The sequence below is a fragment of the Rothia sp. BD8 genome (assembly GCF_044878465.1).
GTDB lineage: Bacteria > Actinomycetota > Actinomycetes > Actinomycetales > Micrococcaceae > Rothia > Rothia kristinae.
On sequence record NZ_JANJES010000003.1, the window covers coordinates 248,257 to 261,957 of the forward strand.

Below are 13,701 nucleotides of genomic sequence, written 5' to 3' on the forward strand. Positions count from 1 at the left end.
CACCAGTTTAGCCCCCGCGCGGGGCCCACCCGACCATCCGCCGCGTCGGCCGCTTCCGGCTCCGCCGCGCCCGCGCGCCTGCGCTCAGCGGGTGCGCAGCTCGTGCTGGATGGCCCGCAGCGCGGTGGCTGCCATGACGCGGATCCCGCATTCGATGGCCCGCTCATCGGCCACGTAGTCGGCCTGATGCAGGTCGTAGGTGCGCCCGCCGGGTGTGCGGGTGCCCAGGCGCATCATCGAGCCGGGGACCTCCTGCAGCATCCAGGCGAAGTCCTCCCCGCCCATGGACTGCTCCACGAGCACCACGGAGTCCTCCCCCAGCTCGGCCCGGGCGGCGTTCTCCAGCATCGTCGTCTCGGTCTCGGTGTTGACCACCGGGGGCACGCCGCGGATGTGCTCCACGTCCACCTCCACGCCGTAGGGGGCGGCCACCTGGCCGACCACCCGATCCAGCAGGTCCCCGGAGCGGTACCAGGCGTCCGCGTCCAGGCAGCGCATGGTCCCAGCGAGGTAGCCGTGGGCGGGGATCGCGTTGGGCGCCACCCCGGCCTCGATCTGCCCCCAGGCCACCAGCACGCCCGAGCGGACGTCGATGTTCCGGGACATCACCGCGGGCACGTTGATCGCGATCTGGCTCATCGCGAAGATCAGGTCCTCGGTCAGGTGCGGACGGGAGGTGTGCCCGCCGCGCCCGCGCACGCTGAGCTTGATGGTGTCGGCCGCGGAGGTGATGGACCCGATGCGGGTGCCGACCTGACCGACGTCCACCTTGGGCTCGCAGTGCAGGGCGAAGGCCCGCGGGACCCCCTCCAGCACCCCCTGGCGGATCACGGTCAGGGCGCCGCCGGGCAGCTTCTCCTCGGCCGGCTGGAAAATCACCCGCACGCTGCGGGCCAGCGGCGCGGAGGAGTCCACGTCGGCCAGGGTCAGGGCCGCCCCGAGCATCACGGTCTGGTGGATGTCGTGTCCGCAGGCATGCATGACGCCGTCGTTGACGGAGGAGAACTCCAGCCCGGTGTCCTCCTGGATGGGCAGGGCGTCGATGTCCGCGCGCAGGGCCACGGCCAGCGGGCCCCGGCCGATGTCCACGTAGCAGCCGGTGTGCTCCAGGCGCACCGGGTCCAGTCCCGCCGCCTGCAGGCGCGCCATGATCCGGTCCGTGGTGCGGTGCTCCCGGAAGCTCAGCTCGGGGTTGCGGTGCACGGTGCGGCGGAAGTCGATGAGCTCGGGCAGGAAGGCCTTGGCGAGGGGGCCGATGGGCGGCTGCTCGGCGGGTGCGGCGGGGAGTTCTGGCATGGTCACGACTATAGGACCCCAACGCGACCCGCCGCGGGCGTGACCGTGTGACGGCGTGTGACCGGGAGGCGGCACCGCCCCGCCCGGAAGGCCGCCCGGGCACGACGACGCCGCCCGCCCCTCCCGGTGCGGAAGGGGCGGGCGGCGTCGTGAAGCGGGCGGGTGGTCCGGCTCAGAAGGCCCGGGCCAGCACCGCCTGCTTGACCTCGGCGATGGCCTTGGTGATCTGGATGCCGCGCGGGCAGGCCTCGGTGCAGTTGAAGGTCGTGCGGCAGCGCCACACGCCCTCCTTGTCGTTGAGGATCTCCAGGCGCAGGTCCCCGGCGTCATCTCGGGAGTCGAAGATGAACCGGTGGGCGTTGACGATGGCCGCGGGGCCGAAGTACTGCCCGTCCGTCCAGAACACCGGGCAGGAGCTGGTGCACGCCGCGCACAGGATGCACTTGGTGGTGTCGTCGAAGCGGGCGCGGTCCTCCTGGGACTGGTAGCGCTCCTTCTCCGGCTCGTGCCCCTCGTTCATCAGGAACGGCATGATCTCCCGGTAGGACTGGAAGAACGGCTCCATGTCCACGATGAGATCCTTCTCACAGGGCAGGCCCTTGATGGCCTCGACCGTGACCGGCTTGGACAGGTCCAGGTCCTTCAGCAGGGTCTTGCAGGCCAGGCGGTTGCGCCCGTTGATGCGCATCGCGTCCGAGCCGCACACCCCGTGGGCGCAGGAGCGGCGGAAGGACAGCGAGCCGTCCAGCTCCCACTTGACCTTGTGCAGGGCGTCCAGCACGCGGTCCGTGCCGTACATCTGCAGCGTCCACTCGTCCCAGTGGGCCTCCTCGGAGACCTCCGGGTTGTAGCGGCGCACCCGCAGGGTGACGTCGTAGGTGGGGATCTCCCCGCCGTCGCCGGACTCGCTCTTGAGCTCGACCTTCGAGGCCGGCTCGGCCGGCTCCGCGTATTCCTTCTCTTGCGTGCTCATCAGTACTTGCGCTCCATCGGCTCGTAGCGGGTGAAGATCACCGGTTTGGTCTCCAGGCGGATCCCGGCCACGTGGTCCGTCTCCGCCTCCGTGTCCAGGTACGCCATCGAGTGCTTCATGAACTTCTCGTCATCGCGGTTCGGGAAGTCCTCGCGGAAGTGCCCGCCGCGGGACTCCTCGCGGTGCAGGGCGGCCACGGACATGACCTTGGCCAGCTCCAGCAGGAAGCCCAGCTCCACGGCCTCCAGCAGGTCCAGGTTGAACCGCTTGCCCTGGTCCTGGATGGAGATGCGGGTGTAGCGGTCCTGCAGCTCGGCGATCTTGTCCAGGGCGCGGTGGATGGTCTCCTCGGTGCGGAATACCTGCATGTCCGCGTCCATGGTGTCCTGCAGCTCCCGGCGGATCTGGCCGACCTTCTCCTCGCCGTGGCCGTTGCGCATCAGCTCCAGCAGCTCCTCGGTGCGCCGGGTCGCATCCTCGGGCACGGGCAAGAAGTCCGCTTCCAGTGCGTATTCGGCGGCCTTGATCCCGGCGCGCTTGCCGAACACGTTGATGTCCAGCAGCGAGTTGGTGCCCAGGCGGTTGGACCCGTGCACGGACACGCAGGCCACCTCCCCGGCGGCGTACAGACCCGGGACGGTCTCCTCGGAGTTGCGGTAGACCTCGGCGTCGATGGTGGTGGGGATCCCGCCCATCGCGTAGTGGGCGGTGGGGAACACCGGCACGGGCTCGGTGTAGGGCTCCACGCCCAGGTAGGTGCGGGCGAACTCGGTGATGTCCGGCAGCTTCGCGTCGATGTGGGCCGGCTCCAGGTGGGTCAGGTCCAGCAGCACGTAGTCCTTGTTGGGCCCGCAGCCGCGGCCCTCGCGCACCTCGTTGGCCATGGACCGGGCGACGATGTCGCGCGGGGCGAGGTCCTTGATGGTGGGGGCGTAGCGCTCCATGAAGCGCTCGCCCTCGGAGTTGCGCAGGATCCCGCCCTCGCCGCGGGCCGCCTCGGAGACGAGGATGCCGAGCCCTGCCAGGCCGGTGGGGTGGAACTGAACGAACTCCATGTCCTCCAGCGGCAGGCCGTTGCGGAAGGCGATGGCCATGCCGTCCCCGGTCAGGGTGTGGGCGTTGGAGGTGGTCTTGAAGATCTTGCCGGTCCCTCCGGAGGCAAAGACCACGGACTTGGCCTGGAAGACGTGGATCTCCCCGGAGGCGAGGTCGTAGGAGACGACGCCGGCCGGGCGCTTCATCCCGTCCACCTCGACCATGATCAGGTCCAGCACGTAGTACTCGTTGAAGAACTCCACGTTGTGCTTGACGCAGTTCTGGTAGAGGGTCTGCAGGATCATGTGCCCGGTGCGGTCCGCGGCGTAGCAGGCCCGGCGCACGGGCGCCTTCCCGTGGTCCCGGGTGTGCCCGCCAAAGCGGCGCTGGTCGATCTTCCCCTCGGGGGTGCGGTTGAACGGAAGGCCCATCTTCTCCAGGTCCAGCACGGCGTCGATGGCCTCCTTGGCCATGACCTCCGCGGCGTCCTGGTCCACGAGGTAGTCCCCGCCCTTGATGGTATCGAAGGTGTGCCACTCCCAGTTGTCTTCCTCGACGTTGGCCAGGGCGGCGCACATGCCCCCCTGGGCCGCGCCGGTGTGGGAGCGGGTCGGGTAGATCTTCGTCAGCACGGCGGTGCGGGCGCGCTGGCCGGCTTCGATGGCGGCGCGCATCCCGGCGCCGCCGGCGCCGACGATGACCACATCGTACTTGTGAACCTGCATGCTTCAGATGCTCTTTCTATATGGAGGGAGACGGTGGTGGGGCGGGGGCGCTGTGCGGCCCGCCCGGCGGAGGGCGGCGCCTACTGCGCGGGGCAGAAGGAGGGCAGCAGATCCGGGTTGTCCACGGTCGGGCAGGGGCTGAACGTGAAGATCACGAGGGTGCCCACCAGCAGGATGAACCCGGCGGCTAGGAAGAGCAGGGTCTTCAGCCAGAAGCGGGTGCGGTCCTTCTCCGCGTAATCCTCGATGATCACGCGCACGCCGTTGGTGCCGTGCAGCATCGCCAGCCACAGCATCAGCAGGTCCCAGACCTGCCAGAACGGGTTGGCCCACTTGCCGCCGACGAAGCCGAAGTCGATCGCGTGCACGCCGTCGCCGACCATGAGGTTGACGAACAGGTGCCCGAAGATCAGCACGATCAGCAGCACCCCGGAGATGCGCATGTACAGCCACGCGTACATCTCGAAGTTGTTGCGCTTGGACCCGGAGCGGTTGTACTTCACCCCGTCCACGGAGCGGTCGGAGCTGCGCGGGACGGCGATCCTGGTCTTGAGAGGGGTGGACATGGCTCAGTGACCTCCGAAGACGATGGCGAGGTGGCGGATCAGGAACGGCACCATGGCCAGCAGCCACAGGACGAGCACGCCCCACAGCATGGTCTTCTGGTGCTTGGCCCCGTCCTTCCAGAAGTCGATGAGGATGATGCGCAGGCCGTTGAAGGCGTGGTAGCAGATCGCCGCCACCAGCCCGGCCTCGCCCAGCCCCATCACAGGGTTCTTGTACGTGCCGATGACGGCGTTGTACGCCTCCGGGGAGATCCGCACGACGGCGGTGTCCAGGACGTGCACGAGCAGGAAGAAGAAGATGGCGATGCCGGTGATGCGGTGCGCGACCCAGGACCACATGCCCTGGCGGCCGCGGTAGAGGGTGCCTTGGGATTGGTTCGGCACTGAACAACCTCCGATGGGTGATCAACGAGCGGGCGGGCGCCGGTTGCGGCCCCGGCGCGGGCCCGGCCACTCGGGACGACGTCGTCCGGAAGGAGTCCCCGGGCGCGGGTGTGAGTGAGCTGTTTCTCGTCTGAGACTACCAGCCGTCGGCGGCTCTTGGTGACACGGTGTCTGAGCCCTTCCGTGGCGGAATTACGCGGAATTAGGGGAGGGAAACCTTGGCTAATCCCGCCCGCTACGCGGTGCGGGGACCGGCCGGAGGCAGACCGCGTCCGCCCGCTTCCCCACCATGTGCGCCGCGCGCCCGGGGGTTTGCGGCTAGGGTGGTGCCGATGAGATCCCCACGCGAACACTTCCGACCCTTCATCCCCGCCGGCGGGGTGGGCTCGCGGCTGTGGCCGCTGTCCCGCGCGGATGCGCCCAAGTTCCTCCTGGACCTGACCGGCTCCGGCAGCTCCCTGCTGCGCTCGACCTACGACCGCCTCGTCGACCTCAGCGCCGAGGGCGTCATGGTCGTCACCGGGCGCACCCACGCCCCGGCCGTACGCACCCAGCTGCCCGAATGCTCGGAGGAGGACCTGGTCCTGGAGCCCTCCCCCAAGGACTCCGGGGCCGCGATCGGCCTGGCCTCGGCGATCCTGTGGCTGCGCGACCCGGAGGCGATCATCGGCTCCTTCGCCGCGGATCACGTCGTGGAGCCCACCGAGGAGTTCCACCGCGCCGTGGTCGAGGCGATCGAGACCGCCGCGACCGGGCGGATCGTGACCATCGGGATCACCCCGACCTCTCCCTCCACGGGCTTCGGCTACATCCGCGCCGGGCGCTCCCTCGACCTCGAGGCGGCCCCCTCCGCGCTGGCCGTGGAGGAGTTCGTGGAGAAGCCGGACCAGGACACAGCCCGCGAGTACGTGCGCTCGGGCCGCTACACCTGGAACGCCGGGATGTTCGTCGCCCCGGCCGCCCTGCTGCTGGAGCACCTGGAGCGCAACCAGCCGCAGCTGCACGCCGGGATCATGGAGATCGCCCGCGCCTGGGAGACCGAGGAGCGCGACGCCGTGATGGATCGGGTGTGGCCGACCCTGCCGAAGATCGCGATCGACTACGCGGTGGCCGAGCCGGCCGCCGCCGCGGGCGACGTCGCGATGGTCCCGGCCCACTTCACGTGGGACGACGTCGGGGACTTCGCCGCGATCTCCCGGCTGAACCGGGCGCAGAACGTGGACGAGGTGGCCCTGCTGGGCAGCAACACCCGGGTGATGACCGATGACTCCTCCGGGATCGTCGTCTCAGACACCAGCCGCATCGTCGCGCTGATCGGGGTGCAGGACATCGTGGTCGTGGACACCCCGGACGCGCTGCTGGTGACCACCCAGGAGCATGCCCAGCGCGTGAAGCACGCGGTGGACGAGCTCAAGCGCAACGGCGACACGGACGTGCTCTAGCCCTCTCCCGCCCCCGGGGCGCCCGCCCCACACACCGGGCCGGGCGGATCAGACCACCGTGGTGCGCAGCGCGTCGTCGCGCCCCGGCGCACCGTGTCTGGGCGGCTCAGTCCACCGCGGCGGCGGCGCGCTCGCGCCGTCGGGCATCCGCAGGGCGCGACGCGGCCTCGGGCCGATCCACCCGGGGGCGCACGCCCTCGCCGAACCACCACGCCTCCTCCAGGCAGGGGTGCCCGGAGAGCACGAAGTCCGTGAAGCCCACGGCCTCGTACTGGCGGATCAGGTCCGCGACCTCCTCGTGGGAGCCGACCAGCGCGGTGCCCGCTCCCCCGCGGATCAGCCCGGAACCGGCCCACAGCCCGGGGTGGATCTCCAGGTTCCGCCGGTCCCCGCCGTGCAGGGCCAGCATCCGCCGCTGCCCCTCGGATTCGGAGGCCCGCAGGGCCTGCTGCTGACGGCGCACCAGCTCCTCCGGGATCGCATCCAGCATCGCCTGGGCCACGGCCCAGGCCTGCTCGGAGGTGTCCCGGGTGATCACGTGCAGCCGGACCCCGTAGCGCAGGGTGCGTCCGCGCGCCGCCGCGGCCTCACGCACCCGCGCGATCTTCTCCCCCGCCTGGGCCGGCGGCTCGCCCCAGGTCAGGTACACATCGGCCAGCTCCGCGGCGATCTCCAGGGCCGCCGGGGAGGACCCGGCGAAGTGCACCTCCGGCACCGGGTCCGGGGCATCGACCAGACGGGCCTGCTCCACGCGCACCCCCTCGGCGTCGTGGTCGAAGGCCGGGCCGTGCTCCCACAGCCGGCGCACGACCCGCAGGTGCTCCCGCGTGCGCCGGTAGCGGCCCTCCTTGTCCAGGAAGTCTCCGTAGGCCCGCTGTTCGGCGGACTCCCCGCCGGTGACCACGTTCAGGGCCAGGCGCCCGCCGGTCTGGGCCTGGAAGGTCGCGGCCATCTGCGCGGCCAGCGTGGGCGAGAGGGCGTCCGGACGCATCGCGACGAGGAAGCGCAGGCTCGGGGTGTGCTCGGCCAGCGCGGCGGCGGTCAGCCATGGGTCCCGGCAGTACAGACCCGTGGGGGTCAGCACGGAGTCGAAGCGGTTGGCCTCCGCGGCCTGGGCCACCTGGCGCAGGTAGGCCAGCTCGGGTTCGCGCACCGGGGAGCTGCTGAGCACCTCCGCGCCGTGCTCGCCGCCCACGACCCCGCGGGAGTCCCCGCTGGTGGGCAGGAACCAGTGGAATCTCGTCTCGACCATGTCCGTGCTCCTGACGTCCCTCATGCCGGTGTGTGTGCCGCCCGCCCGCCGGAATCGCTTCCGGGGCGCGGGGTTGGGGACCACGCTAGGAGCGGGCGGGCCCGGGGCACGAGTGCCCGGACACGGGAGGTCACGCGGCGTCGCGCGGCGCAAGACGACGGGTGCCCGGGATTGGGAGCCTGCGGGCTAACGTCTGGGGTGCGACGTCGACCGGACGACGTCGGCCGAGGGCGTCAGCGGGCGGGCCCGAGGGGCAGGGCGCCGAGGTCCCGCCAGCCGGTGCGGTCCCCGTGGAAGATCTGCAGCTGCTCGGCGCGGAAGCTCAGGCGGCAGGAGGCGAAGTCCCACCGGGCCCGGTGCAGCCCCTCCTCGTCCAGCCCGTGGGCCAGCGTCAGGTGCGGGTGGTAGTCGAAGGGCGAGGCACTGGGCAGCAGGTCCGCGCAGATCCGGTGCAGCCGGGTCAGGTGGTCCCCGCCGTCGGCGATGCGCAGGTACGCGACGGGACTGACCGGCAGGAAGGTCTCCGCCCCGTCGAAGCCCACCCGGAAGGGTCCGACCTCCCGGCACACCCGGGCCAGCTCCGCGGCGATCCGCTCCGGCAGGGGATCGCGCGGGTCGGTCTCGGTGATCAGGACGGTGATGTGCGGCGGGGCGGAGGAGGTCAGCCCCTGGGCCGCCCGCCAGGACAGCACCCGGTCCTGGATGTGCTCCGGCACCCCCAGCACCACGCTGAGGTAGCGCCGATCCCCGCGCAGGGTGGGGCTGGTGCTGGGGCCGGGGGTCATGGCGGGTCCGGGTGGGCGCTACCGCAGCGGGGGCAGGAAGCCGACGGCGTCGTAGGCGCGCTGCACGGTCACGGCCGCGATCTCACGGGCCTGCTCGGCCCCGGCGGCCAGCAGCCGATCCAGCTCAGCCGGGTCCGCCATGATCTCCAGGGTCCGCTCCCGGATGGGCCCCAGGACCTCGACGGCGACCTCGGCCAGGCCCACCTTCAGGTGCCCGTACATCTTCCCCTCGTACTCGGCGACGATCTCCTCCACGGGACGGCCGGTCAGGGAGGAGTAGATGGTCAGCAGGTTGGAGATCCCCGGCTTGGCCTCGCGGTCGAAGCGGATCTCGGTGCCGTCGTCGGTCACGGCGGACTTGATCTTCTTGGCCATCTTCTTCGGCTCGTCCAGCAGCCAGATGATCCCGGAGTCGCTGGCGGCGGACTTGGACATCTTCGCCCCGGGGTTCTGCAGGTCGTAGACCTTGGCGGTGTCCCGGAGGATCTTGCCCTCCGGGATCACGAAGGTCTCCCCGAAGCGGGTGTTGAACCGCTGGGCGAGGGTGCGGGTCAGCTCCAGATGCTGGCGCTGGTCCTCCCCCACCGGGACCTGGTCCGTCTGGTACAGCAGGATGTCCGCGGCCATGAGGATGGGGTAGGTGAACAACCCGACGGTCGCGTTCTCGGCGCCCTGCTTGGCGGACTTGTCCTTGAACTGGGTCATCCGGGAGGCCTCGCCGAAGCCGGTGATGCAGGACAGCAGCCAGGACAGCTGGGTGTGCTCGGGCACGTGGGACTGCACGAAAAACGGGGTGCGGGTGGGGTCGATCCCGGCGGCGATGTACTGGGCCGCGGTCTTGCGGGTGCGCTCGGCCAGGGTCGCCGGGTCCTGGGGTACCGTGATGGCGTGCAGGTCCGGGATGAAGTAGATGCACTCGTTGGCATCCTGCATGTCCACCCAGTTGCGCACGGCCCCGACGTAGTTGCCCAGGTGCAGGGAGTCCGCGGAGGGCTGGGCCCCGGAGAACACGCGGGGGGCGCCGGTGGAGCGGTTGGGGATGGCGGTATCGGTCATGACGGGCGGGGGCTCCTTCAGACGAGCTGGTAGTCGACCACGAGCGGGGCGTGGTCGGAGAAGCGGGTGTCGTAGCTGGGGGCGCGGTCCACCACCGCCTGCCGGGCGGCGGCGGCCAGCGCGGGGGTGGCCATGTGGTAGTCGATGCGCCACCCGGCGTCGTTGTCGAAGGCCTGACCGCGGTAGGACCACCAGGTGTACGGGCCGGGCACGTCCCCGGCGAGCTTCCGGGCCACGTCCACGTAGCCGACGTCCCCGAAGTAGCGGTCGAGGTACGCCCGCTCCTCGGGCAGGAACCCGGCGTTCTTGACGTTGCCCCTCCAGTTCTTGATGTCCAGCTCGGTGTGCCCGACGTTGAGGTCTCCGACGATCAGCACGTGGTCGGACTGCTCGGCGAGCTCGGGCAGGCGGGTGAGCATCCGCTCCAGGAAGGCGTACTTGTGCTCCTGGCGGATGGTGTCCACCTCCCCGGAGTGCACGTACGCGGAGACCACGGTGAGGCTCGTGCCGCCGGGCAGGTCGTAGTCGGCCTCGACCCAGCGGCCGGTGTGCTCGTCCCCGTCCAGGCCGGGCAGCCCGATGCGGGTCCGTCGGGGCTGGTCCGGCAGCCGGGAGGGGTGCTGCTCGGCACCCTTACGGGTGGCGATCGCCACACCCGCACGGCCCTTGGCCACGGCCTCGGAGTGCAGGATCTCCCACTGGTCCTCGTCCAGGAGCTTGCGCAGGCTGGCGTCCGGGGCGCGGACCTCCTGCAGGCAGAGGATGTCGATGTCCCGGTGGGCCAGCCAGTCCCCCATGGTCTGCTTCTTCTTGGAGTTGTAGGCGGCGCGGATGCCGTTGACGTTGACGGTGGCGATGCGCAGCGTGTGCTGGTCGCGGGGTGCCGGGTCCTGCGCGGCGGTGTTCGGGGAGCTCATGTGGGCTCAGGCCTCCTGGGCGGCGGGCTGGGCGGAGCGGGCCAGTCCCATGCCGTTCTTGGCGGTGAAGTCGATGGTGTCCAGGGCGCGGTCTATCATCTCGGCGTCCGCGTCCTCGCCCTTGGCCAGCTCCTCGGCGACGACCTTCTTCTGCACCAGGACGATCTGGAAGCTGTGCGCGAGCTTCTCATCCCGCATGGAGTCGGACCCACCGGCCTCCTGCCCGGGGGCCGAGGTGGTGCGGGGGGTGAGGCTGCCGCGCACCAGGCTCAGCACGTACGCAGCCAGGCCCAGCCAGCCGAGGGCGATCGCGGCGAGGATCCACCCGAGCAGGGAGGCCTCGTCCGCGGCCCGCCAGATCGCGGCGATGAAGATCGCCACGAGCACGGCCATCCCGACGACGGTGGCCCAGACGGCCTTCCTGCGGGTGGCGGCGGGGTCCGTCCCGCCCGGGGATGATGCCTGAGAGTGCTCCTGGGGACCGGATGAACGCATGGCCCCCATTGTACAAGCGCGGCACCGGGGCCCCGGCGGGGGGGTCGGGGAGAAGTGCCCAGCCCGAATCATCGGATGCAGGACACCCGCCCTGCATCTGGCTCCGGCGATGACTTCCCGGTGATGCCGCGTGCCGTCAGTGTCGTGACTGCTGCGCTCCGAAGTGCGTTCAGATGCGGGTTTCGTGTCGAGATGCGCTGTTCGTGCTGAGATGCGTCCCGCCGTGCGGTATCTCAGCACGATCCCCGCATCTCAGCAAGAACCCGGTGTCTCAGCGGAGGTGGGCGACCCGTCGAGCGCTCGCCGAGCGGGTCACACTTTCATGTGTGCGTCAGATCCTACTGTCAGGTGTCACGCACCACAACGGTGTTCCGCGGAGTCGGCACGAGACGACCGCGGGGGAGCGCCGAGACGAGTCTCGGCGCTCCCCCGCGAGCGGGCCGCTCAGGCGGCGTCGGCGGCGCGCTGGGCGGCCTGGACCACGTTGACCAGCAGCATCGCGCGGGTCATCGGGCCCACCCCGCCGGGGTTCGGGGAGAGCCAGGACGCCTTCTCGGCGGCCTCCGGGCTGATGTCCCCCACCAGCTTCTTCTTGCCGGTCACCGGGTCCATCACCCGGGAGACGCCCACGTCCAGGAGGATCGCACCTTCCTTGACCTGGTGGGCGCGCACCGCGTGCGGTACGCCGATCGCGGCGACGATGATGTCCGCGGCGGCCAGCACCTCGTCCAGATCCCGGGTGCCGGTGTGCGCCAGGGTCACGGTCGCGTTCACGTCCCGGCGGGACAGCAGCAGCCCCAGCGGGCGGCCCACGGTGATCCCGCGGCCCAGCACCGCCACGTCCTTGCCCTTCACGTCCAGCCCGTGCCGGCGGATCAGCTCCACGATCCCGGCCGGGGTGCACGGCAGCGGGGCATCTCCCTGCCCGTACACGTCCAGCACCAGCCGCCCCAGGTTCATCGGGTGCAGCCCGTCGGCGTCCTTGGCCGGGTCGATCCGCTCCAGGATCGCGTTGGTGTCGATGTGCTGGGGCAGGGGCAGCTGCACGATGTACCCGGTGCACGCCGGGTCCGCGTTCAGCTCGTCGATGACGGCCTCCAGCTCCTCCTGGGTGATGTCCCCGGGCAGGTCCCGGCGGATCGAGGCCAGGCCCACCTCCGCGCAGTCGCGGTGCTTGCCCTTCACGTACGAGTGCGAGGCCGGGTCATCGCCCACCAGCACCGTGCCCAGCCCGGGCACGATGCCGCGGGCCCTCAGCTCGGCGACCTGCTCGCGCAGCTCCTCCTTGATGGCCGCCGCGGTGGCCCGCCCGTCCAGGATCTGCGGGCCCTGCTGGCCGTTCTGCTCCTGCTCGCTGTGCTGCTGGGTGGTGCTCACGCCGCGAACTCCTCGACATCCGGGTACAGGGGGAAGGCCGCGGTCAGGGCGTTCACGCGCTCGCGCAGGGCGGCGACGTCGGGCTCGGGCTTCAGGGCCTCGGCGATGATGTCCGCGACCTCCGCGAACTGCTCGGCGCCGAAGCCGCGGGTGGCCAGGGCCGGGGTGCCGATGCGCAGCCCGGAGGTGACCATCGGCGGGCGCGGGTCGTTCGGCACGGCGTTGCGGTTCACGGTGATGCCCACCTCGTGCAGCAGGTCCTCGGCCGCGCGCCCGTCCAGGGCGGAATCCCGCAGGTCCACCAGCACCAGGTGCACGTCCGTGCCCCCGGAGAGCACCTTCACCCCGTGCTGGGCGACGTCCTCGGTCCCCAGCCGCTCGGCCAGGATCCGCGCGCCCTCCAGGGTGCGGGCCTGCCGGTCGCGGAACTGCTCGGAGGCGGCGATCTTGAAGGCCACGGCCTTGCCCGCGATCACGTGCATCAGCGGGCCGCCCTGCTGACCCGGGAAGACGGCGGAGTCGATCTTCTTCCGCAGCTCCTCGGTGCACAGGATCACCCCGGAGCGCGGACCCGCGAGGGTCTTGTGCACCGTGGAGGTCACCACGTGGGCGTGCGGCACCGGGTTGGGGTGCAGCCCCGCGGCCACCAGCCCCGCGAAGTGGGCCATGTCCACCCACAGGTAGGCGCCCACCTCGTCGGCGATGGCGCGGAAGGCCGCGAAGTCCTGCTGGCGCGGGTACGCGGACCAGCCGGCCACGATCACCTTGGGCTGGGCCTGAAGGGCCACCTGCCGCACGGCCTCCATGTCCAGGCGCCCGGTGGCCGGGTCCACCTCGTAGGCGGCGATGTCGTACAGCTTCCCGGAGACGTTGAGCTTCATCCCGTGGGTCAGGTGCCCGCCGTGGGCCAGGGACAGGCCCATCAGGGTGTCCCCCGGGTTCATCAGGGCCATCATCACCGCGGCGTTGGCCTGCGCCCCGGAGTGCGGCTGCACGTTGGCGTGCTCGGCGCCGAACAGCTCCTTGGCCCGCTCGATGGCCAGGCGCTCGACGACGTCCACGTGCTCGCAGCCGCCGTAGTAGCGCCGCCCGGGGTAACCCTCCGCGTACTTGTTGGTCAGCACCGAGCCCTGCGCCTGCAGCACGGCCAGCGGGGCGAAGTTCTCCGAGGCGATCATCTCCAGGGTGTCCCGCTGCCGGTGCAGCTCGGCGTCGATGGCCCGGGCGACCTCCGGGTCCAGCTCGGCCAGCGGGGTGGTGGTGACATCGGACGCGGGTGATGCGCTCATCGCTCTCCTGGGGATTCGGCGGGGAAAGGGGTTCCGAGGGATTAGTCTAGGTCACATCGGCGTCGGCGTCAGGGTGGAGCGCGCTCCAGCGTCTTGCCTGGTGAGCTCC

13 protein-coding genes are annotated in these 13,701 nt (G+C 70.9%); 1 reads left to right on the forward strand and 12 read right to left on the reverse strand.

Annotated features, from left to right (window positions below; all coding sequences use genetic code 11):
• Positions 1-84: 84 nt before the first annotated feature.
• From NQ707_RS04105 to sdhC, 5 genes are all read right to left on the reverse strand, one after another.
• A complete protein-coding gene (locus NQ707_RS04105; protein ID WP_081046380.1) occupies positions 85-1,296 on the reverse strand; it encodes an amidohydrolase in 1,212 nt (403 codons plus the stop codon).
• 172 nt (positions 1,297-1,468) lie between these two features.
• Entirely contained in the window at positions 1,469-2,269 is an 801-nt protein-coding gene (locus NQ707_RS04110; protein ID WP_055684295.1) for a succinate dehydrogenase iron-sulfur subunit, read from the reverse strand.
• Positions 2,269-4,029, reverse strand: coding sequence for a succinate dehydrogenase flavoprotein subunit (gene sdhA, locus NQ707_RS04115; RefSeq protein WP_055684294.1), 1,761 nt, complete (start codon positions 4,027-4,029; stop codon positions 2,269-2,271). Before sdhA ends, NQ707_RS04110 begins: the two co-directional genes overlap by 1 nt.
• 80 nt (positions 4,030-4,109) lie before the next feature.
• Positions 4,110-4,595: a succinate dehydrogenase hydrophobic membrane anchor subunit gene (locus NQ707_RS04120; protein WP_055684293.1), complete on the reverse strand. Its 486-nt coding sequence runs from the start codon at positions 4,593-4,595 to the stop codon at positions 4,110-4,112.
• Between the two features lie 3 nt (positions 4,596-4,598).
• Entirely contained in the window at positions 4,599-4,979 is a 381-nt protein-coding gene (gene sdhC / locus NQ707_RS04125; protein WP_081046379.1) for a succinate dehydrogenase, cytochrome b556 subunit, read from the reverse strand.
• Positions 4,980-5,311: 332 nt separating this feature from the next.
• Here sdhC and NQ707_RS04130 point away from each other — a divergent pair, with 332 nt between their 5' ends.
• A complete protein-coding gene (locus tag NQ707_RS04130) occupies positions 5,312-6,421 on the forward strand; it encodes a mannose-1-phosphate guanylyltransferase (protein WP_055684292.1) in 1,110 nt (369 codons plus the stop codon).
• Between the two features lie 106 nt (positions 6,422-6,527).
• Here NQ707_RS04130 and NQ707_RS04135 read toward each other — a convergent pair whose 3' ends face one another.
• From NQ707_RS04135 to glyA, 7 genes are all read right to left on the reverse strand, one after another.
• Entirely contained in the window at positions 6,528-7,673 is a 1,146-nt protein-coding gene (locus NQ707_RS04135; protein ID WP_064724916.1) for an LLM class flavin-dependent oxidoreductase, read from the reverse strand.
• A 233-nt stretch (positions 7,674-7,906) separates the two neighbouring features.
• Positions 7,907-8,458 carry a 2'-5' RNA ligase family protein gene (locus tag NQ707_RS04140; protein ID WP_055684291.1) on the reverse strand — a complete coding sequence of 184 codons (552 nt, stop codon included), beginning with the start codon at positions 8,456-8,458 and terminating at the stop codon, positions 7,907-7,909.
• 18 nt (positions 8,459-8,476) lie between these two features.
• On the reverse strand, positions 8,477-9,514 hold the full coding sequence (gene trpS / locus NQ707_RS04145) for a tryptophan--tRNA ligase (protein ID WP_055684290.1): 1,038 nt from the start codon (positions 9,512-9,514) through the stop codon (positions 8,477-8,479).
• A gap of 17 nt (positions 9,515-9,531) precedes the next feature.
• Complete coding sequence (locus NQ707_RS04150) at positions 9,532-10,431, reverse strand: exodeoxyribonuclease III (RefSeq protein WP_058731540.1); 900 nt, start codon at positions 10,429-10,431, stop codon at positions 9,532-9,534.
• A 6-nt stretch (positions 10,432-10,437) separates the two neighbouring features.
• Positions 10,438-10,926, reverse strand: a complete 489-nt coding sequence (locus NQ707_RS04155) for a hypothetical protein (RefSeq protein ID WP_232238419.1) — start codon at positions 10,924-10,926, stop codon at positions 10,438-10,440.
• A 444-nt stretch (positions 10,927-11,370) separates the two neighbouring features.
• Positions 11,371-12,303 carry a bifunctional methylenetetrahydrofolate dehydrogenase/methenyltetrahydrofolate cyclohydrolase gene (locus NQ707_RS04160; RefSeq protein WP_055684287.1) on the reverse strand — a complete coding sequence of 311 codons (933 nt, stop codon included), beginning with the start codon at positions 12,301-12,303 and terminating at the stop codon, positions 11,371-11,373.
• Positions 12,300-13,592 carry a serine hydroxymethyltransferase gene (gene glyA, locus NQ707_RS04165; RefSeq protein ID WP_058731538.1) on the reverse strand — a complete coding sequence of 431 codons (1,293 nt, stop codon included), beginning with the start codon at positions 13,590-13,592 and terminating at the stop codon, positions 12,300-12,302. Before glyA ends, NQ707_RS04160 begins: the two co-directional genes overlap by 4 nt.
• Between the last annotated feature and the right edge of the window lie 109 nt (positions 13,593-13,701).

Excerpts from the sequence above, each read along its gene's own strand:
- NQ707_RS04105 (WP_081046380.1), bottom strand. The coding sequence starts at position 1,296 with ATGCCAGAACTCCCCGCCGCACCCGCCGAGCAGCCGCCCATCGGCCCC.
- NQ707_RS04110 (WP_055684295.1), bottom strand. The coding sequence starts at position 2,269 with ATGAGCACGCAAGAGAAGGAATACGCGGAGCCGGCCGAGCCGGCCTCG.
- sdhA (WP_055684294.1), bottom strand. The coding sequence starts at position 4,029 with ATGCAGGTTCACAAGTACGATGTGGTCATCGTCGGCGCCGGCGGCGCC.
- NQ707_RS04120 (WP_055684293.1), bottom strand. The coding sequence starts at position 4,595 with ATGTCCACCCCTCTCAAGACCAGGATCGCCGTCCCGCGCAGCTCCGAC.
- NQ707_RS04130 (WP_055684292.1), top strand. The coding sequence starts at position 5,312 with ATGAGATCCCCACGCGAACACTTCCGACCCTTCATCCCCGCCGGCGGG.
- NQ707_RS04135 (WP_064724916.1), bottom strand. The coding sequence starts at position 7,673 with ATGGTCGAGACGAGATTCCACTGGTTCCTGCCCACCAGCGGGGACTCC.
- NQ707_RS04140 (WP_055684291.1), bottom strand. The coding sequence starts at position 8,458 with ATGACCCCCGGCCCCAGCACCAGCCCCACCCTGCGCGGGGATCGGCGC.
- trpS (WP_055684290.1), bottom strand. The coding sequence starts at position 9,514 with ATGACCGATACCGCCATCCCCAACCGCTCCACCGGCGCCCCCCGCGTG.
- NQ707_RS04150 (WP_058731540.1), bottom strand. The coding sequence starts at position 10,431 with ATGAGCTCCCCGAACACCGCCGCGCAGGACCCGGCACCCCGCGACCAG.
- NQ707_RS04155 (WP_232238419.1), bottom strand. The coding sequence starts at position 10,926 with ATGCGTTCATCCGGTCCCCAGGAGCACTCTCAGGCATCATCCCCGGGC.
- glyA (WP_058731538.1), bottom strand. The coding sequence starts at position 13,592 with ATGAGCGCATCACCCGCGTCCGATGTCACCACCACCCCGCTGGCCGAG.